This window comes from Microbacterium sp. SL62, from assembly GCF_026672635.1.
GTDB lineage: Bacteria > Actinomycetota > Actinomycetes > Actinomycetales > Microbacteriaceae > Microbacterium > Microbacterium testaceum_A.
In genome coordinates this window covers 3,267,467-3,288,368 of sequence record NZ_JAPPRM010000001.1, presented here as the reverse complement: position 1 = coordinate 3,288,368, position 20,902 = coordinate 3,267,467, and the positions used below count along the sequence as shown (strand labels likewise).

The window sequence follows — 20,902 nt, the reverse complement described above, 5'->3', positions numbered from 1 at the left end:
AAATCTGGCGACTCACGCGGAGGGGCGACCCGACAAGAGAGAAACCGCCGTGCCGCTGGCCGACATGCCCGCCCTGCTCGCCGCGCACCGCGCGGTCGGGGCCTTCAACTTCATCACCCTCGAGGTCGCCGAGGCGATCGTGACCGGGGCCGAGGCCGCCGGCACCGGCGTGATCCTGCAGCTCTCGCAGAACGCGATCGCCTTCCACGGCGGTCTGGCGCCCGCCGCCTCCGCCGCCCTCCGCCTGGCCGAAGCGGCGCTGGTCGACGTGGTCGTGCACCTCGACCACGCCACCGACGAGCCCCTCGTCGACGAGGCCCTGGCGGTCGGCCTCCGTTCGGTCATGTTCGACGCCGCTCACGTGAGCGATGCCGAGAACCTCGAGCGCACCGCCGCCGTCGCGGAGCGGGTGCACGCCGCGGGCGGCTGGATCGAGGCCGAGCTCGGCGAGATCGGCGGCAAGGGCGCCCACGCACCCGGGGTGCGCACCGACGTCGCCGAGGCCGTGCGCTTCGTGCGCGAGACCGGCGTCGACGCCCTCGCCGTGGCCGTCGGCAGTGAGCACGCGATGCGCGAGCGCAGCGCCCGACTCGATGAGGCGCTCATCGCCGAGCTCGCCGCGGCGGTGCCCGTGCCCCTCGTGCTGCACGGCTCCAGCGGGGTCGCGGATGGGGGCATCGACGGCGCCGTGCGCGCGGGCATGCGCAAGATCAACATCGGCACACACCTCAACGCCGTGCTGACGGGCGCCGTCCGCGTGGAGCTGGAGCGGGACCCGGATGCCATCGACCCTCGCCGCTGGCTCACCCCGGGCCGCGCGGCGGTCGCCGCCGAAGTCGAGCGCCTCCTCGGTGTCATCGCGGGGCGCGGCGCATGAGCGGGTTCGTCACCCTGACCGCCGCCGGGGCGATCGACGCCACCTACCGCGTCGGCGCTCTGCGCCGCGGGGCGTTCGCCCGCGCCGAGAGCTACACGCGCGAGGTGAGCGGTAAGGGCGTCAACGTCTCTGCCGCCCTCGCCGCGGGCGGGGCGAGGACGGTCGCGGTCGTGGTACTCGGGGCCGACGACGTGCGCTTCGCGCGATGCGGGCTCACCGCTCCGCTCCTGCGGATCGTCGAGGTGCCCGGGTCGACGCGCGTGAACACCTCGATCATCGACGCCGACGGCGCCACGACGAAGGTCAACGCCCCGACCCCGCCGCTGTCGTCCGACGCGTGGGATGCCACGGTCTCGGCCGTGCGCGACGAGCTCTCGGCCCGAACGGCCCCCTGGCTCGTGATCTCGGGGAGCCTGCCCGACCTCGCGGGCACCGGGTCTCTGATCGATCTCGCCGCCGTCCGCGCGGTCGCGCGCGAGCACGGTGCGCGAGTGGCCGTCGACACGAGCGGGGCGGCGCTCGACGCGCTGCTCGCCGAACCGGACGGAATCGACCTGCTCACCCCGAACGCCGAAGAACTGTCGGCAGCGGTGGGACGCCCGCTCGCCACGCTCGGCGATGTCGTCGACGCCGCCCGGGAGATCGTCGCGCGGGGAGTGGGGACGGTGCTCGCGAGCCTCGGCGCCGACGGCCTCGTCGCCGTCACCACCGATCGAGCGGTCTTCGCGCGCGCAGCCGCCCCCTACGTCGCGAACACCGCCGGCGCGGGAGACGCCGCCCTCGCGGGCTTCCTCCTCGGCCTCACCCGCGAAGCCGCGGCCACCGCCGCCGGTGCCGACCCCTCGCCGTCGCCGCAGCGTCGGCGGCCGAGTGGGGAGCGCACGCCGTCGCGCACGCCTCCACTCTCGTCGCGGGACCTCCGCACGGCATCCGGGCCCTCGTCGAAACCGCGCCGGACCTCGAGCGCGTGCTCACGCCGGAGGGCGAAGCATGACCTCCCGTTCGGCCCGATCGAAGGACAGTGCATGACCGTGGCCCGCACCGAGATCGCCCCGGAGATCGTCGCGGCCGTCGCCGACGTCTCGCGCATCCGCACCCGCGCGATCGACCGGGTCGCCTACGCCAACGACGCCTCGCACTACCTGCTGACGCCCGAGGCGGTGGTGGTCGCCTCGGATGCGGTCGAGGTCGGCGCGATCCTCCGCGCGGCCACCGCGTCGCGCACGCCCGTGACCTTCCGCTCGGGTGGCACGAGCCTGTCGGGCCAGTCGGCCGGGTCGGGCCTGCTGGTCGACGTGCGGCAGGGATTCGGCCGCATCGACGTGCTCGACGGCGGCCGACGCGTGCGCTCGCAGCCCGGAGCCACCGTGCGTCAGGTCAACGCGCGACTCGCGCGGCACGGTCATCGCCTCGGCCCCGACCCCGCGAGCGAGGCCGCGTGCACCATCGGCGGGGTCGTCGCGAACAACTCCAGCGGCATGGCATGCGGAACGGCCGAGAACTCGTACCGCACCCTCGAATCGCTCGTGGTGGTGCTGGCATCCGGAACCGTCGTCGACACCGCGGACCCCGATGCCGATCGGCTGCTCGCCCAGCGCGAACCCGCCCTCGTCGACGAGCTGATGCGGCTGCGCTCCCGCGTGATCGGCGACGCCGCGAGCGTCGCGCTCATCGAGCGGCAGTTCGCGATGAAGAACACCATGGGGTACGCCCTCAACGCCTTCGTCGACTTCGACACCCCCGCGGCCCTCCTGGCCCACCTGGTCGTCGGCTCGGAGGGGACGCTCGCCTTCGTCGCCGAGGCGACCTTCCGCACCGTGCCGATCCGGCCCGCGATCGCGACGACCCTCGCGGTGTTCCCGACGCTCGACGCCGCCACGCGGTCGCTTCCAGCGCTGGTGGCGACCGGCGCGGCGACGCTCGAGCTGATGGATGCCACCTCGCTCCGCGTCGGACAGCGCCTGGAGGGGACTCCCGCCGCGATCCATGGCTTCGAGGCGACGACCCAGGCGGCTCTTCTCGTGGAGTATCACGCGGATGACCCCGAGGCCCTGCGCGCGCTCGCCGAGGCCGGCTCGCGCGTGCTGGGGGAGCAGGACCTGCGCGACCCCGCGCTGTTCTCGAGCGACGCCGCCGACCGCGCGGCCGCGTGGAAATTCCGCAAGGGCCTCTACGCCTCGGTGGCCGGCGCCCGGCCGAGCGGCACCACGGCCCTGCTCGAGGACGTCGTCGTGCCCGTCGACCGCCTCGCCGACACCTGCGGGGGGCTCCAGGAGCTGTTCGCGCGCTACGGCTACGCCGACAGCGTGATCTTCGGTCACGCCAAGGACGGCAACATCCACTTCATGCTCACCGACCGGTTCGAGGGCGCGAAGGCCCTCGGCCGTTTCGAGGGCTTCACCGACGCGATGGTCGACCTCGTGCTCGACGCGGGCGGCAACCTCAAGGCCGAGCACGGCACGGGTCGTGCGATGGCGCCGTACGTGCGCCGCCAGTACGGCGACGCGCTGTACGACGTGATGGTTCGGCTCAAGCGCCTGCTCGACCCCAGCGGCATCCTGAATCCGGGTGTCATCATCGACGACGACCCGACCGCGCACATGCGCAACCTCAAGACGCCCGTGTCGATCGAGCCCGAGGCCGACCGGTGCGTGGAATGCGGATACTGCGAGCCGGTGTGCCCGAGTCGCTCGCTCACGCTCACCCCGCGCCAGCGCATCGTCGTGCGGCGCGCCTCGACCGCCGCCCGCGAGCGCGGCGACGGGGCGCTCGTCGCCGAGCTCGAGAAGGACTACGACTACGACGCGGTGCAGACCTGCGCGGTGGACGGCATGTGCCAGACGGCGTGCCCCGTGCTCATCAACACGGGCTCGCTCATGAAGCGCTTCCGCCGCGAGGACGCGAACCCCGCGCTCGCCGCCGGCTGGTCGGCCGCGGCGACGGGATGGGGCGCGGTGACGCGCGCCGGATCCGCGGCCCTGTCGGTCGCATCCGTACTGCCCACACCGGCGGTGCGGGCGATGACGGATGCCGCGCGCGCGGTGCTCGGGACCGACACGGTGCCCCGCTACGCGGCCGAGCTGCCGGGCGGCGGAGCCTCGCGCAAGACGCTGGGCCGGGTCGTCGGTGCCGCGGGCGTCGAGCCGAGCGCGGTGTTCCTGCCCGCGTGCGTGGGCAGCATGTTCGGACCGGCTTCTTCCGACGGCATCGGCGCGACCGAAGCGTTCACGCGGCTGCTCGAGCGAGCGGGGGTCTCGGCGATCGTCCCCGAGGGCATCGATGCTCTCTGCTGCGGCACGCCCTGGTCATCGAAGGGATACGCGAAGGGGCACGCGACGATGTCGGCTCGCGTCCGCGCGGCGGTGTCCGCGGCGTCGCGCGGGGGAGAGCTCCCCGTCGTCTGCGATGCGTCCAGCTGCACCGAGGGATTCGCGGCGACCCTGCGTGACGAGGGAGTGAGAGTGGTGGATGCCGTGGCCTTCGCGGCATCCGCTCTGCTTCCGCTCCTCGAGCCCACGCCGGTGGCCGAGCTGCTGGCCCTGCACCCCACGTGCTCGTCGACGCAGTTGGGCATCGACCCGGCGCTGCGCGCGGTGGGCGAGGCCGTGGCGTCCGAGGTGCGCGTGCCCGACGCCTGGGGCTGCTGCGCCTACGCGGGGGACCGGGGCATGCTGCACCCCGAACTCACCGAGGCCGCGACCGCTCCCGAAGCAGCCGAGGTCGCCGGGCTCGGCGCCGATGCCTTCGCGTCGTGCAACCGCACGTGCGAGCTGGGCATGACGAAGGCGACGGGCGAGACGTACGTGCACGTGCTGGAGCTGCTGGAGCGCGCGACGCGGTAGCAGCGCAGCGGATCCGAAGAATGGTCACCCCCTCTCCGTGTGAGAGGGGGTGACCACCTGAAGGGATGTTGCGTCGGTCAGGCGGCCATCACGCCGTAGCGCTTGTGGCCCTTCACGTCGTAGCGGTCCAGCATCATGACCTTCGACCACACCTGGGCGAAGTCGCGGACGAACCTCTCCTGTCCGTCGGTGCCGGCGTAGGCATCGGCGATCGAGCGGAGCTGCGCGTTCGAGCCGAACACGAGGTCGTTCCTCGATGCCCGCCAGCGCGCCTCACCGGTCGCCTGGACGCGGCCGGTGAAGGTCGACGCGGTGTCGTCGTCTTTCGTCCAGACCAGATCGGTGTCGGTCAGGTTGACGAAGAAGTCCGTCGTCAGGACGCCGACGCGTTCCGTGAGGACACCTGTATCGGATCCGTCCCAGTTCGCGCCGAGGACGCGCAGGCCCGCGGTGAGGACGGTCCACTCGGGCGCGGTGAGCGTGAAGAGGTTCGCCTTGTCGAGGAACGCCGCCTCGGGGGCGACTCCGGGCGCGAACTGGTCGAATCGCTCCGACACGAAGTTGCGGAATCCATCCGCTACGGGCCGAAGCCACTCGAACATCTCGATGTCGGTGAGCTCCTGCGTCGTGTCGACGCGACCCGGGGTGAACGGGACGTCGACGTCGGAGCCCGCCGCCCGCGCCGCGCGCTCCACGGCGGCCGTGCCGGCGAGCACGATCAGGTCGGCAAGCGACACCTGCCGCCCGCCCGACGACGCGGCGAACTCCGTTTGCACCGACCGCAACGCGTCGATCACCGGGATGGTGCGGCGGTTGATCGCCCAGTCCTTCTGGGGCGACAGGGCCAGGCGGCCACCGTTCGCGCCGCCGCGTTTGTCGCTGTCACGGTAGGTGGACGCCGCGGAGTAGGCCGTGTAGACGAGGTCGGACACAGACAAGCCCGTCGCGATGACGGCCTCTTTCAGGGTCGCCACCTCCGCCTCGTCGAGGGCGGTTCCCTCCGCATCGGGCAGGGGGTCCTGCCAGAGCAGGTCGTCGGCGATGGTGACCTCGGGTCCGAGGTAGCGGTGCTTCGGACCCATGTCACGATGCGTGAGCTTGTACCAGGCCTTCGAGAACGCCAGCGTGAAGAGGTCGAAGTCGGCCAGGAAGCGCTCGCACACGGCCCGGTACTCCGGGTCGACCTTCAGGGCGATGTCCGAGGTCATCATCATCAGCGGGTTCATCTGCCCGGGCACGTGCGCGTCGGGGGTTTTCGGCGCGTTCGGGTCGGTGGGAGTCCACTGCAGGGCGCCGGCCGGGCTCTTCGTCTGCTCCCAGTCGAACGCGAACAGGTTCTCGAGATAGGTGTTGTCCCACTGGATCGGGTTCGGGGTCCAGCTGCCCTCGATGCCGTTGGTCGAGGTGTTCTCGGCGTTGCCGCTGCCGACGGGGTTGTGCCATCCGAGCCCCATCGACTCGATCGGCGCCAACTCGGGCGAGGGGCCGATCTTCGACGCGGGTACCTGGCCGTGGCTCTTGCCGAAGGCGTGGCCGCCGGCGATCAGCGCGACGGTCTCCTCATCGTTCATCGCCATGCGGGTGAAGGTGATGCGGATGTCGCGCGCCGAGCCCATCGGGTCGCCGTTGGCGTACGGTCCCTCGGGGTTGACGTAGATCAGGGCCTGGTGCGATGCGGCCAGGGGGCTCTGCAGGTCGTAGTCCGCGTCGCCGTTCTCGCCGTGCCAGCGTTCGTCACGACTGACCATCTCGTCGGGGCTCTGGACGTTGTGCGGGTTCCAGACCTCGGGGCCCCACCAGGTGCCGTCGTCGGGCTCCCACGCGTCGAGTCGTCCCCCGGCGAAGCCGTACGTCGGCAGTCCCATCAGCTCCAGCGAGCAGTTGCCGGTCAGCACCATCAGGTCGGCCCACGACAGCGCGTTGCCGTACTTGTGCTTGATCGGCTGCAGCAGGCGTCGGGACTTGTCGGTGTTGCCGTTGTCCCACCAGCTGCCGATCGGCGCGAATCGCTGCATCGCGGTTCCCGCTCCGCCGCGTCCGTCGGCGATGCGGTACGTGCCGGCGGCGTGCCACGCCATGCGGATCATCTGCGGGCCGTAGTTGCCGTAGTCCGCCGGCCACCAGTCGACCGAGGTGGTGAGCAGTTGCTTGATGTCGGCCTTGAGCGCGTCGAGATCGATCGTGGCGAACGCCGCCGCGTAGTCGAAGTCGGCACCGAGCGGGTCGGCGGCGACGCCGTTGCGATGCAGCAGCTCGACCTTCAACCGTTGCGGGTACCACCCGTCGAGGCTCGGCGCCTGGCCGAAGGTGCCGCCGAGGTGGTCGCCGCCGGCCGGGAGATCACCGGCCATGTGGTAGCTGCAGGTATCGGTCTTGTCATCCGAGCTCATGGGTGCTCTTTTCGTTCTCGAGGGGGGAGCGCCTTAGTCGAGTTCGGGTGCGACACGAGGCGGCGGCCGCTCACTCTGTCCGATCAAGAGCCTGAAGATGCGCGATTGAGCCCAGAGTAGGCAGCGACCGGTTGGCGCGCTACGGGCGAGAGCGAACGCCCAGCCGATGCGTCGATGGTCCTAAACTGTGCGGCTGACGTCCCTTCACAACCGGATCGGGCCTCGTCGTGGCGGTCGCGTGATCAGGCCGGGAACAGCCGGAGCGTCCCGGATGCCGTGACCTCGAGCCGCACGGCATCCAGCCCGTCGACGACGAGGTCGGCGGTCAACTCCTCTTCGGCGGTCGTGCCGGTGAGGGCGATCACGGCGCAGCCGGCGGCGCGGGCGGCGGCGATGCCGGCGGGGGCGTCTTCGACGACGAGGCAGCGTGACGGATCGACGCCGAGACGTTCGGCCGCCAGCAGGAACGGCTCGGGGTCCGGCTTTCCGTTGACCACGTCGTCCACGGTGACGAACACCGCGGGTCGCTCGTAGCCGGCGGCCGCCAGACGCGCGGTCGCGATCGGAACGGACCCCGACGTGACGATGGCCCGATTCTCCGCCGGGACGGATGCGAAGAAGTCCGCGGCTCCGCGGATGGGGGACAGGCCCACGGCATCCGCCACCTCGAGAGCGGTGACGTGCGCGATGGCCTCGGCCCCGCGCTCGGCGGGCAGGAGCAGGCTGACGAGGGTGCGCGCGGGTTGCCCGTGGTTGGCATGCAGGGCCTCCATCGACACGTCGAAGTGCTCCGCGAAGCGCCGCCACGACCGGACGACCGATGCCGTGGAGTCCACGAGCGTCCCGTCGAGGTCGAAGAGCACCGCGTCGAACTCGCGTCGGAAGATCTCGGCGTCTGCGTCGACCGCCCGGCGAATCCCCAGCGCGGGGAGCACTCGGGCGAGCTGTTGTGCGGTTGAGAGTTCGGCGTCGACGGCGATCACCGGGATCGCCGGCGCCACGAGGGCGACGTCGGGGCGGTGCGCGTCGCGGGATGCCCCCCTCGCCGCGCGGCGGGATGCCAGGACGGCGGGGTCTCCGTCGACGTGCACGACGTGCGGCTCGGCGGGGGCGAGCGCGGCGACCAGCGCCTGCCACTCCTCGCCGCCGGAGAGCTCGGAGGTGAAGGGGGCGACGATCACCACCCGGCCCGCTGTCGCGAGGGCATCTGCGGCGGTCGCGAGCAGGGCCGCGTAACGCCCGGCACGGATCGCTGGGGCGTGGGGGGAGGTGAGCCAGTGGCCGCCGCCGAAAGCGTCCGCGGGCAGGGCGTCGAGCAGGGGAGTCGTGACGCTGTCGAGGTCGACGAGGGGTGCGCGAAGGGTCTCGGCGATCGCGCGGCCGAGCGTGCTCTTGCCGCTCCCGGCCGTCCCGGCGACGACGACGGCGAGCGGATCGGGTATTTGACACGACGACGGCATACCCTCACCATAGACGTAGCAAGTCACCGGTGTCATGCTTGAAATTCCGGGACTCGACGAAGTTCCGGAAAGGACGGCCGCCCATGCGAGACACCGGTGACATGGTTTCGGGGCCCGCGCGACTGCACGGCGGGCTCGACCTCGGCAGCACCGCGATCAAGATGCTCGTCATCGACGACGACGGCGCCGAGATCGCCGGTGCGCAAGTGCCGACGCCCTGGCGCGTCGGCGAGGGCGGAACGACCGACATCGACGCCGACGACCTGCTCCGCGCCATCCGCTCGCTCATCGAACGCGTCGACGAAGAACTGGCGCCGATCACCGCCGCTTCGCTGACCTCTCTCGCCGTGGCCGGCATGGGAGAGACCGGAATCCTCGTCGATGCCGAGGGGGCCGCTGCCGCGCCCGGCTTCGCGTGGTTCGATCCGCGCGGACTCGAGCAGATCGCCGCCTTCCCGCGCGTGGTGCGCGAAGAGTTCGCCGGTCGCACGGGACTCCCGCTCGGTGCGCAGGTGAGCGTCGCGAAGCTCGCGTGGCTGCGCGATCAGGGCACCTCGCTCGCGGGCCTGCGCTGGCTCGACCTGCCCGAGTTCGTGGTCGCCTCCCTCGGCGGTGACATCGCCCTCGAGCTCTCGCTCGCGTCGCGCACCGGCCTCATCGACCAGGACTCCGGTGCCGCCTGGCCCGCGATGCTCGACGCTCTCGGCGTCGACGCCGACCTGCTCCCGCCGCTGCGCGGAGGGGGACTGCCCTGGGGGACGGCATCCGGAGCCTTCGGCTCGCGCGTTTCGGGCGCGGCACTCACCGTCGCCGGCCACGACCACCTCGTCGCCGCTCAAGCGAACGGGACCCTGGACGCGGACGGATACCACGTGTCGCTCGGCACCGCCGAGGTGCTGCTGCGCGTGCTCGATGAGCCGCTCGGCTTCGCGGCTCGACAGCGGTTGGCTGACGCGCTGATCAACGAGGTGCGCCACGTCGTGCCCGGCAAGCACGTGCTGGTGGCCGGGGTGAAGACGGGGCTGCTGCTGCGTCGCGCTCTTCACGCCGCCGGCATCAGCGACCGCGCCGGGCGGGACGCCCTCGACGAAGCGGTCATGGCCCTGCCCGTCGAGGGCGAGCTGCCCGCCGGGGCCATCGAGGTCACCGGTGCGCGCAACGACGACGGCGTGCTGCGCCTCACCCTGCACACCGAGGCGTCGCCCGCCGAGATCTTCGGCGCCGTGCTGCGGCACAGCAACGACGAGGTCGCCGCCCTCATCGCGGCGATGGACCGCGAGGTCGCCCCGGCCACCCGCTCCACCCTCACCGGCGGCTGGGCGGGCATGGCGAGCGTCCGCCGCGCCCGCGCGGAAGTGCTCCCCGATCCGTCCCTGTCCACCCGCGAGCAGGACGTCGCGTGGGGAGCCGCCGACATGGCGCGGCGCCTCGTCTCGGCATCCGTCCCCTCCTGACGTCCCACCCGCCGTGCCCGTCCCGATCGGGCGCGCGAGCAGACCACCCGCGCCGACCGGTGCGAAAAGAACCCAGAGAAGAGAGATCATGAACGCACTCACCACGATCGAACGCCGCGCGCTCCAGTCGATCAGCACTCCCGACGGCCACATGCTCATCGTCGCTGCCGACCAGCGCAACGGCATGAAGGCCGCGATCAAAGACGCCCCGAACGGCTCCGACGCGATCTCGCGCGACGAGCTCGCCCAGGTGAAGGCCGACCTCGTGCGCCACCTCGCCAACCACGCGCCGGCGATCCTGCTGGACCCGGAGGTCGCGCTGCCGCAGATCGTCGACGACGGTGTGCTCGCTCGCGACACCGCGCTCGTCGTGGGCCTCGACGCCTCGGGTGCCGAGACCGTCGACGGGCTGAAGTACACGCGTTTCGTTCCCGGAGCCACCCCCCACTCGATCCGCGAGCAGGGTGCCGACGTCGCCAAGATGCTCTGGTACACCCGCCCCGACAAGCAGGATGCCGACTCCCGCGTCGCGCACGAGATCCGCGACCTTGTGCAGGCGTGCGAGGCCGAGGGGCTGCTGCTGATCGTCGAGCTGCTGACCTACCAGCTCGACGACGAGAGCGACGAGGAGTACACGGCGACCTTCGCCGACCTCGTCGTCGACGGAGCCGCCCTCGCCGTTGCCTGCGGCGCAAAGATCCTGAAGCTGCAGTACCCCGGCTCCGCCGAGGCGAGCGCCCGGGTGACCGAGGCCGCCCAGGGCGTGCCGTGGGCCGTGCTGTCGGCCGGCGTCGACCACGAGACCTTCATCGAGCAGGTGCGCACCGCCGTCGCGAACGGCGCCTCGGGTGCGATGGCCGGCCGGTCGCTGTGGAAGGACAGCCTCTCGATCGACGCCGACCGCCGCGAGGAGCTGCTCTCGGGCCGCGCCCTGCCGCGCCTGCGCGAGCTCGCCGACGCCGTCGACGGTCACTGAGATGACTACGCCCGCTCGGGTCGGGGCGCGCTCACCGCGGGTGCACGCGGGGAGCGTCGCTGCGGCCCCGGGCGGGCGGGTCCGACCCGTCGCCGGATAGGGTGGCCTGTCGGAGCAGCCCCCCGCCCGATCCCCTACCTCGGAGGTGTCTCGTGACCACCATGCGCGATGTCGCCCTGCGCGCCGGGGTGAGCACCAAGACCGTGTCGCGCGTCTTCAACGACGACCCGCACGTGCTGCCCGACACCCGCGCCCTCGTCGAGGCCGCGATGCGCGAACTCAACTACGTGCCCAACGCCCTGGCGACGACCTTCCGCGCCGGTCGCGCCTCGGTCATCGGGGTCGCCGTTCCCGACGTCGTCGACCCGTTCTTCGCCGCGATCGCGCGGTCGGTCGAAGACGCCGCCCGACGGCGCGGGCTCTCCACCCTCGTCACCAGCCTCGGCGAGGATCCCGCCGACGAGCGTCCCGCTCTGGAGTCTCTCCTGGGGCGTCAGCTCACCGGGCTGGTGATCGCCCCCGTCGGCACCGACCACTCGTGGCTCGAGCGCTGGCGCGGCCACACGCCGATCGTCTTCGTGGACCGCGCTCCGGTGGGGCTGCTCACCGACACGTTCACCGAGAACGACGAAGCGGGCGCCCATCTCGCGACCGCCCATCTGCTCTCGCACGGTCACCGTCGCATCGCCTACGTGGGCGACATGGTGCACCTGTCGACCGAGACGAAGCGCGTCGAGGGCTGGCGACGAGCACTCCGCGAAGCCGGGGTCGACGTCGACGAACAGCTGATCGCCTCGCAGGTGTCGGACCGCGAGTCCGCGGCATCCGCCCTCGGACGCCTGCGCGCGCTCGCCGACCCGCCCACCGCCGTCTTCTCGGCCAACGCGCGCTCATCGATGGCTCTCGCCCACGTGCTGCGCGGGCAGTCGCTGCCGTTCGTCGGATTCGGCGACTTCCCGATGGCCGACACCCTGACCCCCTCGGTCACGGTCGTCGACCAGGATCCGCGCCGCATCGGAGCGCTCGCGGCCGAACGCGTCTTCGCGCGCCTGCAGCCCGACGCCGGTCTCGGCCTCGACGAGCTGACGGTCATCGACGTGTCGCTCGTCGAGCGGGAGTCCTGCGGCCTCTGATCGGCGCTTCCGGGTCCGGGAGGCCCGCGTGATCGATCCGCCGAAGCGACGGGCACGGCACCCCCCAATGGTGCCGTGCCCGTCGCCGACGGACCGGGAAGCCTCTCCCGGTCGCTCGCGCGCGGGGTTTCCCCCACGGACGCCCGCGCGCGGTCGTCATCCATACAAGCACAGCGTCTCGTAAATAGCACCCGCGCTCGGGCCGTAAATACGATCATCCCTGCGTCGTCGGGGGCGTCTACGATCGGAATGTGGGTCGCGGCGCTGTCGGACCGCCCTCGCGGTACTCCCGGCGAGTGGTGGCGAATGTGGATCGCCTGCGTCGGGCGAAAGGCCTGACGGTGGGCGAGCTGCTCAGTCGCGCCGGAATGACGAAGAGCTACTACCAGTCGCGCGCGGGCTTCTCTCTGCCGTACAACACGAACGACATCGAGGCGCTCGCCGCCGCCCTCGGAGTGGCCCCCGAAGAAGTCGCGAACCCCGACTCCGCGCCCCGGGTCGAGATGCGCGTCCCCGCGGCCCCCCTCGCCGCCCGCGTCCGTCGACTCGTCCAAAGCCAGGGGGCGACGGAGAACGACCTCGTCGATCACCTCGATGAGATCGACCCCGCCGCCGCCGAGAGCGCGCGTGCCCTCCTCGCCGCCGCGACCAACACCGTCGTGCTCGACGAAGAGGTCCTGCGCCTGATCACGCACTGGGCCGACGTGCCGACCGAGTACCTCACCGACTACACCGACGACGCGGTGACCGACCGGACCGACGCCGAGCTCGAACTGCGCGACGCGATGCGCGAGGCGGGAGCGAGCAGCATCCAATTCCGCGCCCTCGGCGAGATGTCGCCCGACGCCCTCCGCGCCATCGCGCACTCCCTGCGAAGCAGGCCGCCCGCGACATGATCAGCCGTGAGGGGGGACGGTGGTGACGGAAGCGGACGAGATGATCGCCCGCGTGCAGGCGCGCGCCGACCGCGCGATCCAGCGCGCCGGTCTCGCCGTCGGCATGACCTTCGACCAGGTCGTCCACGCGGTCGAGCAGGCGCTCGAGATCCGCTTGCGCATCGTCCCCGAGACCGACACGGCGGGGTGGGGCACGTTGACCGGTTTCCTCACCTACTTCGCCGATCGACGCGAGGGCAGCATCCACGTCCGCGCCTCGGATGCCGCGATCTACAGCCAGTTCGCCGCCTCCCACGAACTGGGTCACCTCCTCGACGACGCCCACTGCTCCGGCGCTCTGCACGAGCGTTCCTCGGTCTCACCCCATGACAACCCCCTGTTGACCACGCCGGAGTACGAGGCGGAACTCGTCGCCGAGCACATCGCGCACCGGATCGCGCGCCTGCTGTACACCTCGCCGAGGGTGGCCGAGTCGTCGTGGTGACCGTCCTTCTGATCGACGCGGCACTGGCGGGGCTGCTTCTCGTCGTCGTGCTCCGGGCCCGCGTCGCCTGGCGCCAGCCGCGGGCGCGCATCGCGTGGCTCGCCGCTCTTATCGGCTGCATCGCCCTGCTCACGCAGGGCACCGTCATCCCCCTCGAGATCCTCGACGGGTTCCTCGGCGGAACGAACGTCCTCAAGCTCGTGCAGAACGTGCTCACCATGGTGGCGCTGTGGCTCGGCATCCAGGCGGGTACCGCTCCGGTGAGCGCGCGTATCCGCACCCTGCGGTGGTGGTTCCCCGGCCTGCTCGGCGCGCTGTTCGCGGTGGTCTTCTTCGCCGCCCTCCCCGAGCGGGGGACGTCGTCGTTCCGGTTCCTCGAGGATGCGGCGATGACCTCGACCGGCGCATGGGCGTACGGCGTGCTGCACATGGCGGGTATCGCGCTCGTCGGCCTGCTGCTGTTCCGCTCGGCCCGCGGATCGCTGCCGAAAACGCGCGTCTTCTTCCGCGTCGGGGCGGTGGGGATCGTTCTCGGGTGCCTCAGTGAGATCCTCGACCTCACGCTGTCGCGGTTCTTCGAGCCGGACGCGCTGGTCAGTGCGCTGTTCGATCCGCTCTTCTACCTCGGGGTCGTCTCGTTCGTGATCGGGATCTTCGTGGCATCCCGCACGACGACGCGCATCCGCCGCCGCGGCGATGAGCTGCTGGCGCGGCTCGAGCCGGTCGCCCGGGAGCGTGGAGTGGACTCGTTCCCCGGGCTCCCGGCCGATGCCGTCGCCGACACACGCCTCCACGCCCTGCGGGTCGCCATCGAAGACGACGCGATCGCCACCTCGACGCCGCTCAGCCCTCCTCAGCGCGCTCTGCTCGACGACATCGACGCCCACCTGACCCGACGAACCACGGGAGTCCACCCATGATCCGATCCCTCGCCGTCGGCACCGGAGTCGCCGCCGCGACTCTCGCCCTCGCTCACACGGCCGTCGCCGGCTACGTCGCCCGCCGTCTCATCGCGCCGCGCGCTCCGAAGGTGTACGCCCCGATCACTGTCGCGGGCGACACCGTCTCGGTGCCGGCCACGCTGGAGAGCCGCGAGCCGGGCACGTACGGACTGTGGCTCGACGACGGTCGGCACCTGGTCGTCGGCGAGCCGCTGCGCATCGGGAAGGACCGGGTCGTGCGCGCGCTGGCGGCGCGACCGGAGGGCCTCGAAGACGGGGATGCCGTGGCCACCTGGACCTCGCAGAGCATCGGCGCCCCCGAGGAGGTCGGGCCCACTCGACACGTCTCGGTGCCGCTGCGACGCGGCGGAGTCGCGGAGGCCTGGGAGATCGGCGACCGCGACACCGCGGACGGACGGTGGACGATCCACGTCCACGGCCTGCGTTCCAGCCGCAACGGTGCCTTGCGCTCCACCCCGGCCGCAGCCGACGCGGGGTGGATGTCGCTCGTCGTCTCGTACGCGGGCGACGAGGAGTGCGCCCCCGCCGATTCCCTCCCCTCGACGCTCGGGACGCGCGAGTGGAGAGACGTCGACGACGCGATCTCGTATGCCGTCGACCAGGGGGCGCGCGAGATCGTGCTCGTGGCCTGGTCGATGGGGGGAACGATCGCGATGCTCGCGCTCGAGCAATCGGCGCACCGCGACCGGGTCACGGCTCTCGTGCTCGTCGCGCCGGCCCTCGACTGGACGCGCGTGGTCGAGAACGCCGTCGCGGGCGCCCACCTTCCGCGCTCGGTGGCGGGAGCATCGATGCGCATCCTGGGCAGCGCCCTCGGCGCGCGAGCACTCGGACTCATCGAGGGCGTGGACGCCCCGGCGCTCAACTGGGTCGACGGTCCGCGGCCCGCGCCTCGCGTCCCCACCCTGATCGTGCACAGCCTGCGCGACCCCGTGGTGCCGGTGAGCGGGTCGCTCGCGTACGTGAAACGGCATCCCGAGGCCGAGCTCATCGCGTTCGATGCGACCGGTCACTGCAACGAGGCGAACCAGGACCCGACGCGGTTCCACGACGCCATCGCGGGGTTCCTGCGGAGCCGACCGCGTACTTGACCCGCCCGGGCCGTCAGCCGGCGAGGGCGGCGATCGCTCCGCGCGCCCCGCGCTCGGCCAGCGACGCCCGCGCCGCGAGGTAGGCCTCGCGCAGGCGGGGGTTCTGCCCGAGGTCGCCGAAGACGGGGGCGTAGTCGAGGAGCGACACAGGGTCGTCGGCGACGATCGCCCGCAGTTCGTCGAGACGGCTGTCGACCGCGGGCGTCTCTTCGCCCGACTCGGTGCGCCCCTCGAGGAAGACGCTCCACCCCGCGAGCACGAGCGCGGCGTGGTCGATGCGGCCGCCCGAGGCGAGCTGCTCACGCACGACCGGCAGCAGGAACTTCGGCAGGCGGTCCGAGCCGTCGACGACCTGGCGCGCGAGGGTGTCGCGGATCGCCTCACTGCCGAAACGGGCGATGAGCTGGTCGCAGTAGGCATCGAGGTCGATCCCCGGGACCGCGCGGAGCGTCGGGATCGCCTCCTCGTGCATGTATCCCTGCAGGAAGTCGACGAACAGCGGGTCGGTGCACACCTCGTGCACGTAGTGCGCGCCCGAGAGAATGCCGAGGTAGCTCATGGCCTGGTGCGAGGCGTTGAGCAGGCGCAGCTTCATCAGCTCGTAGGGCTCGACGTCGTCGACGAGCTGAACGCCGACCTCGTCGAACGGCGGGCGCCCGGCGGGGAAGGCGTCTTCGAGCACCCACTGCTCGAACGACTCGCTGCGCACGGGCCAGCGGTCGCGGATGCCGAAGTCCGAGGCGATCGCGTCGCGCGTCTCGTCGGTGGTCACGGGCGTGATGCGGTCGACCATCGAGTTCGGGAACGACACGTTCTCGGCGATCCAGCTCGACAGCTCGGCGTCGCGCCGCTCGGCGAAACCGAGCAGGGCCGCACGGGCGACGTGTCCGTTGCCCTGGATGTTGTCGCACGACATGACGGTGAAGGCCGGGATGCCGGCATCCCGGCGTCGGCGAAGAGCTTCGGTGAGCAGACCCATGACGCTGCGCGGCGGGGTCGCACCGTCGAGGTCGGCGAGCGTCGCCTCGTCGCGCGGGGCGTAGGCGCCGGTGGCGTCGTCGATGCCGTACCCGCCCTCGGTGATGGTGAGAGAGGCGATCGCGGTGTCGGGGGCGGCGAGCTTCGCGACCACGGCCTCGGGGTCATCGGGCACGAAGAGGTACTCGACGATGGAGCCGACGACGCGGGCGGTGGAGGTCCCGTCGGGCGCGGTCGTGACGAGCGTGTAGAGGTCGTCTTGAGCGGCGAGGGCGTCGCGCATGGACGCGTCGAACGACAGGACCCCGACTCCGCACAGGCCCCACTCGGTGTGGCCGGCTTCGAGCAGGCGGTCGAGGTACATGGCCTCGTGCGCCCGGTGGAAGCCGCCCACACCGAAGTGCACGATGCGCGCGCGCACGGCCGACCTGTCGTACGTCGGAACGGAGACGTTCGTCGCGAGGGAGGGGAGGGCGGCGGCGGTGAGGTCGGTCATGCGGGGCTCCGTGGTCGATGCGCGTGAGTCGCCAGATTCTGTCGCTTCAGGGGTGTCGGAAGCGACAGACCTTGGCGACTCACGCGCGGGGAGGGGGAGGGGGGGGGGGGGAGGGGGATGCCGGGACGCCGCGTGAGCGCGAGATCCCGGCATCCGGAATCGATCAGCAGGACGACTTGTAGACCGCGTCCTTGCCGTCGGTGGTGATGTTGTCCTTCGTCAGGATGGTGAAGCCGGTCTGAATCTTGGCCTCGGTGCTCTCGCCCTTCAGCGCCGCGATGGCCTGCTTGACGCCGTCTTCGCCGATGGTGGCGGGTTCCTGGGCGACGAGGGCCTGAACGGTGCCGGCCTCGAGGGCCTTGACCTGGGCGGGGCCGGCGTCGAAGCCGACGATGGTCACGGCGCCCTGCTTGCCGGCTTGCTGGACGCCGGTGGCGGAGCCTTCGGCGGCGAAGAGGTTGGCGGCGAAGATGCCGACGATGTCGGGGTCCTTCTGCAGCGCCGCCGTCACGATCTCCGCAGCCGTGGAGGGTTCGTTGTGGGAGTACTGCACGCCCACCGAGGTGAACTTGCTGTCTTTCTTGACGGCGTCTTCGAAGCCCTGGGCGCGGGCGTCGGTGGTGGAGACACCCGGGTCGGTGGAGACGACGAGGACCTTGCCGCCGCCCGGGTTGGCCTTCTGGATCGCTTCGAACGCCGCAGCTCCGCCGCCTTCGTTGTCGGAGGAGATCTGCGAGACCGCACCGGAGGGGTCTTCCAGCGTCGTGTCGACCAGCACCACCTTGATGCCGGCTGCCTCGGCGGCCGCGATGGGCGCCTGCATGGCCGAGACGTCGGTGGGGGCGATGAGCAGCGCGTCGGGCTTGGAGGCCACGACCGCGTCGACGATCGGCTTCTGGAGGGTCGGGTCGAACTTCTCGGGACCCTGCGTAGTGACGGTGGCACCCTCCTTCTCGGCCTCGGCCTGGATGCCGCACTGCATCGAGATGTAGAACTCATCTCCCGCGACGCCCTGCACGAACGCGATCTTGTACCCGCCGTCGGCGCCGCCGGACGCGCCGCCCGAGGACGCACCGCCCGAGCACCCCGCGAGGGTCAGCGTCGCCGCCATGCCGAAGACCGTCAGGGCGGTCGCCTTCTTGTTCCACTTCATTGTGATCACCGTTCTTTTCTGGAGTACTGCTGTCGGGTTGGTAAGGGGTGGAGAGGGAGGGGATGCCGCCGCGGATCAGCCGCGTCGACCTCCGCTGAGGAACTTGCGCCAGAGGCCCTGCGAGGTACCGCGGGTCGCGGCGGTGCGGCGCACCTGGTCGACGTAGACCGCCGCGATCAGCACCGCGCCGACGGCGACCTGCTGCCAGAAGGGCTGCACGCCGGTGATGACGAAGCCGTTCTGCAGCACCGCCGGGATGAACAGGCCCACGACGGTGCCCATGATCGTGCCGACCCCGCCGAAGAGCGAGGTGCCGCCGATCACGACAGCGGCGATGACGTTCAGGTTGGTCTGGGACTGGCCGGCGATGGCGGTCGTGGAGAACTGGGAGAGAGACAGGATGCCGCCGAGCCCGGCCAGGGCGCCGGAGATCGTGTAGATCTTGATCAACTGTGCGTCGACCTTCACACCGACGCGGCGGGCGGCGATCTCGCTCGAGCCCACGGCCAACGTGTAGAGGCCGAAGCGCGTGAAGTGCAGGACGACAGCGCCGATCAGCACCACGACGAGCGCGATGACGCTGATGATCGGGACGGATCCGAACACGTTGCCGTAGCCGATCGAGACGGTCAGCACGGTGGGCACGTCGCGGATGTCGACGCCGCCGGTGAGGATCTGCGCGAGACCGAGTGCCATGCCCAGCGAGCCGAGGGTGACGATGAGCGGCGGGATCTTCGCCTTCGCGATGAGGAAGCCGTTGAACAGCCCCCAGCACACGCCGCTCAGGACCGCGACGATGATGCCGACCGTAGCGACGCCCCACCCCTCGCCGCCCATCGCTCGCATGACGAGGGCCGATACGACCCCCGAGAAGACGAGGACGGACCCGACCGACAGGTCGATGCCGGCGGTGATGATGACGTAGGTCATGCCGACGGCGAGCACCGCGAGGATCGAGGCGTTCTGGATGATGAGGCGGAAGTTCGACCACTGGGCGAACGAGTCGGGCGCGATGATGCTGAAGACGATGATGATCGCCAGCAGAACCAGGAGGATCTGGAACGCCTGCGTGCGCAGGACCGCGGCGACCGGGTTGGTCTTCTTGTTGTCGTCGAACGTGCCGATCGCGACGGTCTCGGTCGGGGGAGTCTTGAGGCTCACTTCTGGTCGTCCTTCGTGACGGCGCCGGTCATGAGTCCGACGAGCTCTTCCATGGAGGTGTCCTTGGCGTTGATGTTGGCGACGCGGGTCCCGAGGCGCAGGACCTGGATGCGGTCGCTGACGTCGATGACGTGCGGCATCGAGTGCGAGATGAAGACCACGGCGATGCCCTTGTCACGCACGCGCCGGATGGTCTCGAGCACGTTCTTGGTCTGACGCACACCGAGGGCGGCGGTCGGCTCGTCCAGGAACACGACTCGCGAGGCCCAGTGCACGGCGCGGGCGATCGCGATGGCCTGACGCTGACCGCCCGACATCTCGCCGACGGGCGAGGTGAGCGAGCGGACGGTGGCGCCGAGTTCGTCGAATGCGTCGCGGGAGGCCTTCGCCATGTCCTTGGTCTTCATGAAGCCGAGCGCTCCCGCGAGGCCGGGGCGGCGGATCTCGCGGCCCAGGTACATGTTCTGCACCGGGTCGAGGTGGGGGGCGAGAGCGAGGTCCTGGTAGACGGTCTCGATGCCGAGGCCGGAGGCGATCTGCGGGTTCGACATGTCGATGGGCTTGCCGTCGAAGAGGATCTCGCCCTCGTCGACCGCGAGGTTGCCCGAGAGGGCCTTCACGAGTGTCGACTTGCCGGCGCCGTTGTCGCCGATCAGGGCAGTGACCTCACCCGGGTAGACCTCGAAGTCCACGTTGTTGAGGGCGCGGACGGATCCGAACTGACGCGACAGGCCGCGCGCCTGCAGCACGGGCGTGGCCGTGGTGGTGCTCATGAGGAAGCTCCTTCGTGGGGACCGACGGGGGCATCGGAGACGGTGACGACGAGGTCGGCGCGGTCGCGCCCGCGTTCGACGACGAGGGCATTGCGCTCGTCGACCTCGCGGACCCAGGCGACGGCTTCGTCGTAGGGGTGGTCGTGGGAGAGGCGCCGCGCGACAAGGCGCTCGCGGCGCGCGGGGGAGTCGATGTCGAGGAACCACACCTCGTCGAGGCGCGAGGCGACGGCATCCCACCCGAACTCGTCGTGCAGCAGGTAGTTGCCCTCGGTGATGGCGAGAGGAACGCGGGCGGGCACGAGCACCGCCGAGCCGATCGACTCCTCGAGGGCGCGGTTGAAGCGCGGGGCGTAGACCTCGTGCCCGGCGCGGATGCGATCGAGCAGGGCGACGTAGCCCTCGACGTCGAAGGTGTCGGGGGCGCCCTTGCGGTCGCGCCGGCCGAGGCGTACGAGCTCCTCGTTGGCGAGGTGGAAGCCGTCCATGCCGACGAGCACCGCGTCGTCGCCGAGGGCGGCGAGCAGGGCGTCGCTGACGGTCGACTTGCCCGCGCCGGGGGTGCCGGCCACGCCCAGGATGCGCCGCTCGCCCGACGCCGCGAGCTGCCGGGCACGGGCGACGAGGTCGTCGAGGTGCACGGTCGCGGCGGCGGTCGTCGCGTCGTTCTCCGAGGTGTGGGTCACAGCGGTGTGGTCCTTCCGGGCGACGCACCACGGCGGAGTGCTGCGTCGATGAAGCGGGTCCGGCGGGGGTGTCCACCGGTCGAACTCCGG

Annotated in this window: 16 protein-coding genes; 9 read left to right on the top strand and 7 right to left on the bottom strand. The window is 71.3% G+C overall.

Annotation, left to right across the window (positions count from 1 at the left end):
• The first annotated feature begins 49 nt into the window (after nt 1–49).
• Nucleotides 50–877, top strand: a complete 828-nt coding sequence (locus OVA26_RS15790; RefSeq protein ID WP_442786064.1) for a class II fructose-bisphosphate aldolase — start codon at nt 50–52, stop codon at nt 875–877.
• A complete protein-coding gene (locus tag OVA26_RS15780; RefSeq protein ID WP_326493375.1) occupies nt 874–4,719 on the top strand; it encodes a PfkB family carbohydrate kinase in 3,846 nt (1,281 codons plus the stop codon). The genes OVA26_RS15790 and OVA26_RS15780 overlap by 4 nt, the downstream gene beginning before the upstream one ends.
• Before the next feature lie 77 nt (nt 4,720–4,796).
• On the opposite strand, the gene katG is transcribed toward OVA26_RS15780, so the two are convergent.
• On the bottom strand, nt 4,797–7,109 hold the full coding sequence (gene katG / locus OVA26_RS15775) for a catalase/peroxidase HPI (RefSeq protein WP_268104808.1): 2,313 nt from the start codon (nt 7,107–7,109) through the stop codon (nt 4,797–4,799).
• A 242-nt stretch (nt 7,110–7,351) separates the two neighbouring features.
• On the bottom strand, nt 7,352–8,596 hold the full coding sequence (locus OVA26_RS15770; protein ID WP_268104807.1) for an HAD-IA family hydrolase: 1,245 nt from the start codon (nt 8,594–8,596) through the stop codon (nt 7,352–7,354).
• Nucleotides 8,597–8,652: 56 nt separating this feature from the next.
• Between OVA26_RS15770 and OVA26_RS15765 the strand changes: the two genes are divergently transcribed.
• The 7 genes from OVA26_RS15765 (at nt 8,653) to OVA26_RS15735 (ending at nt 15,565) form a co-directional block, all read left to right on the top strand.
• On the top strand, nt 8,653–10,023 hold the full coding sequence (locus tag OVA26_RS15765; protein ID WP_268104806.1) for an FGGY family carbohydrate kinase: 1,371 nt from the start codon (nt 8,653–8,655) through the stop codon (nt 10,021–10,023).
• An 88-nt stretch (nt 10,024–10,111) separates the two neighbouring features.
• Complete coding sequence (locus OVA26_RS15760; RefSeq protein WP_074695237.1) at nt 10,112–10,999, top strand: tagatose-bisphosphate aldolase; 888 nt, start codon at nt 10,112–10,114, stop codon at nt 10,997–10,999.
• A gap of 161 nt (nt 11,000–11,160) precedes the next feature.
• Nucleotides 11,161–12,132: a LacI family DNA-binding transcriptional regulator gene (locus OVA26_RS15755; protein ID WP_268104945.1), complete on the top strand. Its 972-nt coding sequence runs from the start codon at nt 11,161–11,163 to the stop codon at nt 12,130–12,132.
• Between the two features lie 308 nt (nt 12,133–12,440).
• Complete coding sequence (locus OVA26_RS15750) at nt 12,441–13,028, top strand: helix-turn-helix domain-containing protein (protein ID WP_268104804.1); 588 nt, start codon at nt 12,441–12,443, stop codon at nt 13,026–13,028.
• Nucleotides 13,029–13,047: 19 nt separating this feature from the next.
• Entirely contained in the window at nt 13,048–13,512 is a 465-nt protein-coding gene (locus OVA26_RS15745; protein ID WP_268104802.1) for a hypothetical protein, read from the top strand.
• Nucleotides 13,509–14,432 carry a hypothetical protein gene (locus tag OVA26_RS15740; RefSeq protein ID WP_268104801.1) on the top strand — a complete coding sequence of 308 codons (924 nt, stop codon included), beginning with the start codon at nt 13,509–13,511 and terminating at the stop codon, nt 14,430–14,432. Before OVA26_RS15745 ends, OVA26_RS15740 begins: the two co-directional genes overlap by 4 nt.
• Complete coding sequence (locus tag OVA26_RS15735; RefSeq protein WP_268104800.1) at nt 14,429–15,565, top strand: alpha/beta hydrolase family protein; 1,137 nt, start codon at nt 14,429–14,431, stop codon at nt 15,563–15,565. Before OVA26_RS15740 ends, OVA26_RS15735 begins: the two co-directional genes overlap by 4 nt.
• Before the next feature lie 13 nt (nt 15,566–15,578).
• Here the strand turns inward: OVA26_RS15735 and OVA26_RS15730 are convergent, their stop codons facing one another.
• The 5 genes from OVA26_RS15730 to OVA26_RS15710 all read right to left on the bottom strand — a co-directional run bounded on the left by OVA26_RS15730 (nt 15,579) and on the right by OVA26_RS15710 (nt 20,812).
• Nucleotides 15,579–17,039 carry a mannitol dehydrogenase family protein gene (locus tag OVA26_RS15730; protein WP_268104799.1) on the bottom strand — a complete coding sequence of 487 codons (1,461 nt, stop codon included), beginning with the start codon at nt 17,037–17,039 and terminating at the stop codon, nt 15,579–15,581.
• Between the two features lie 163 nt (nt 17,040–17,202).
• Nucleotides 17,203–18,192: an ABC transporter substrate-binding protein gene (locus OVA26_RS15725; protein ID WP_268104944.1), complete on the bottom strand. Its 990-nt coding sequence runs from the start codon at nt 18,190–18,192 to the stop codon at nt 17,203–17,205.
• A 75-nt stretch (nt 18,193–18,267) separates the two neighbouring features.
• The gene (locus tag OVA26_RS15720; protein WP_074695251.1) at nt 18,268–19,353 is read right to left on the bottom strand and encodes an ABC transporter permease; all 1,086 of its coding nucleotides are present in this window, start codon (nt 19,351–19,353) and stop codon (nt 18,268–18,270) included.
• The gene (locus OVA26_RS15715; RefSeq protein ID WP_268104798.1) at nt 19,350–20,126 is read right to left on the bottom strand and encodes an ATP-binding cassette domain-containing protein; all 777 of its coding nucleotides are present in this window, start codon (nt 20,124–20,126) and stop codon (nt 19,350–19,352) included. The genes OVA26_RS15720 and OVA26_RS15715 overlap by 4 nt, the downstream gene beginning before the upstream one ends.
• The gene (locus OVA26_RS15710) at nt 20,123–20,812 is read right to left on the bottom strand and encodes a nucleoside/nucleotide kinase family protein (protein ID WP_268104797.1); all 690 of its coding nucleotides are present in this window, start codon (nt 20,810–20,812) and stop codon (nt 20,123–20,125) included. The genes OVA26_RS15715 and OVA26_RS15710 overlap by 4 nt, the downstream gene beginning before the upstream one ends.
• Nucleotides 20,813–20,902 lie beyond the last annotated feature (90 nt).

Bases quoted from the DNA above. Each gene is read 5' to 3' on its own strand.
- OVA26_RS15760 (WP_074695237.1), top strand. From the start codon at position 10,112: ATGAACGCACTCACCACGATCGAACGCCGCGCGCTCCAGTCGATCAGC.
- OVA26_RS15725 (WP_268104944.1), bottom strand. From the start codon at position 18,192: ATGAAGTGGAACAAGAAGGCGACCGCCCTGACGGTCTTCGGCATGGCG.
- OVA26_RS15730 (WP_268104799.1), bottom strand. From the start codon at position 17,039: ATGACCGACCTCACCGCCGCCGCCCTCCCCTCCCTCGCGACGAACGTC.
- OVA26_RS15765 (WP_268104806.1), top strand. From the start codon at position 8,653: ATGCGAGACACCGGTGACATGGTTTCGGGGCCCGCGCGACTGCACGGC.
- OVA26_RS15715 (WP_268104798.1), bottom strand. From the start codon at position 20,126: ATGAGCACCACCACGGCCACGCCCGTGCTGCAGGCGCGCGGCCTGTCG.
- OVA26_RS15735 (WP_268104800.1), top strand. From the start codon at position 14,429: ATGATCCGATCCCTCGCCGTCGGCACCGGAGTCGCCGCCGCGACTCTC.
- OVA26_RS15780 (WP_326493375.1), top strand. From the start codon at position 874: ATGAGCGGGTTCGTCACCCTGACCGCCGCCGGGGCGATCGACGCCACC.
- katG (WP_268104808.1), bottom strand. From the start codon at position 7,109: ATGAGCTCGGATGACAAGACCGATACCTGCAGCTACCACATGGCCGGT.
- OVA26_RS15755 (WP_268104945.1), top strand. From the start codon at position 11,161: ATGCGCGATGTCGCCCTGCGCGCCGGGGTGAGCACCAAGACCGTGTCG.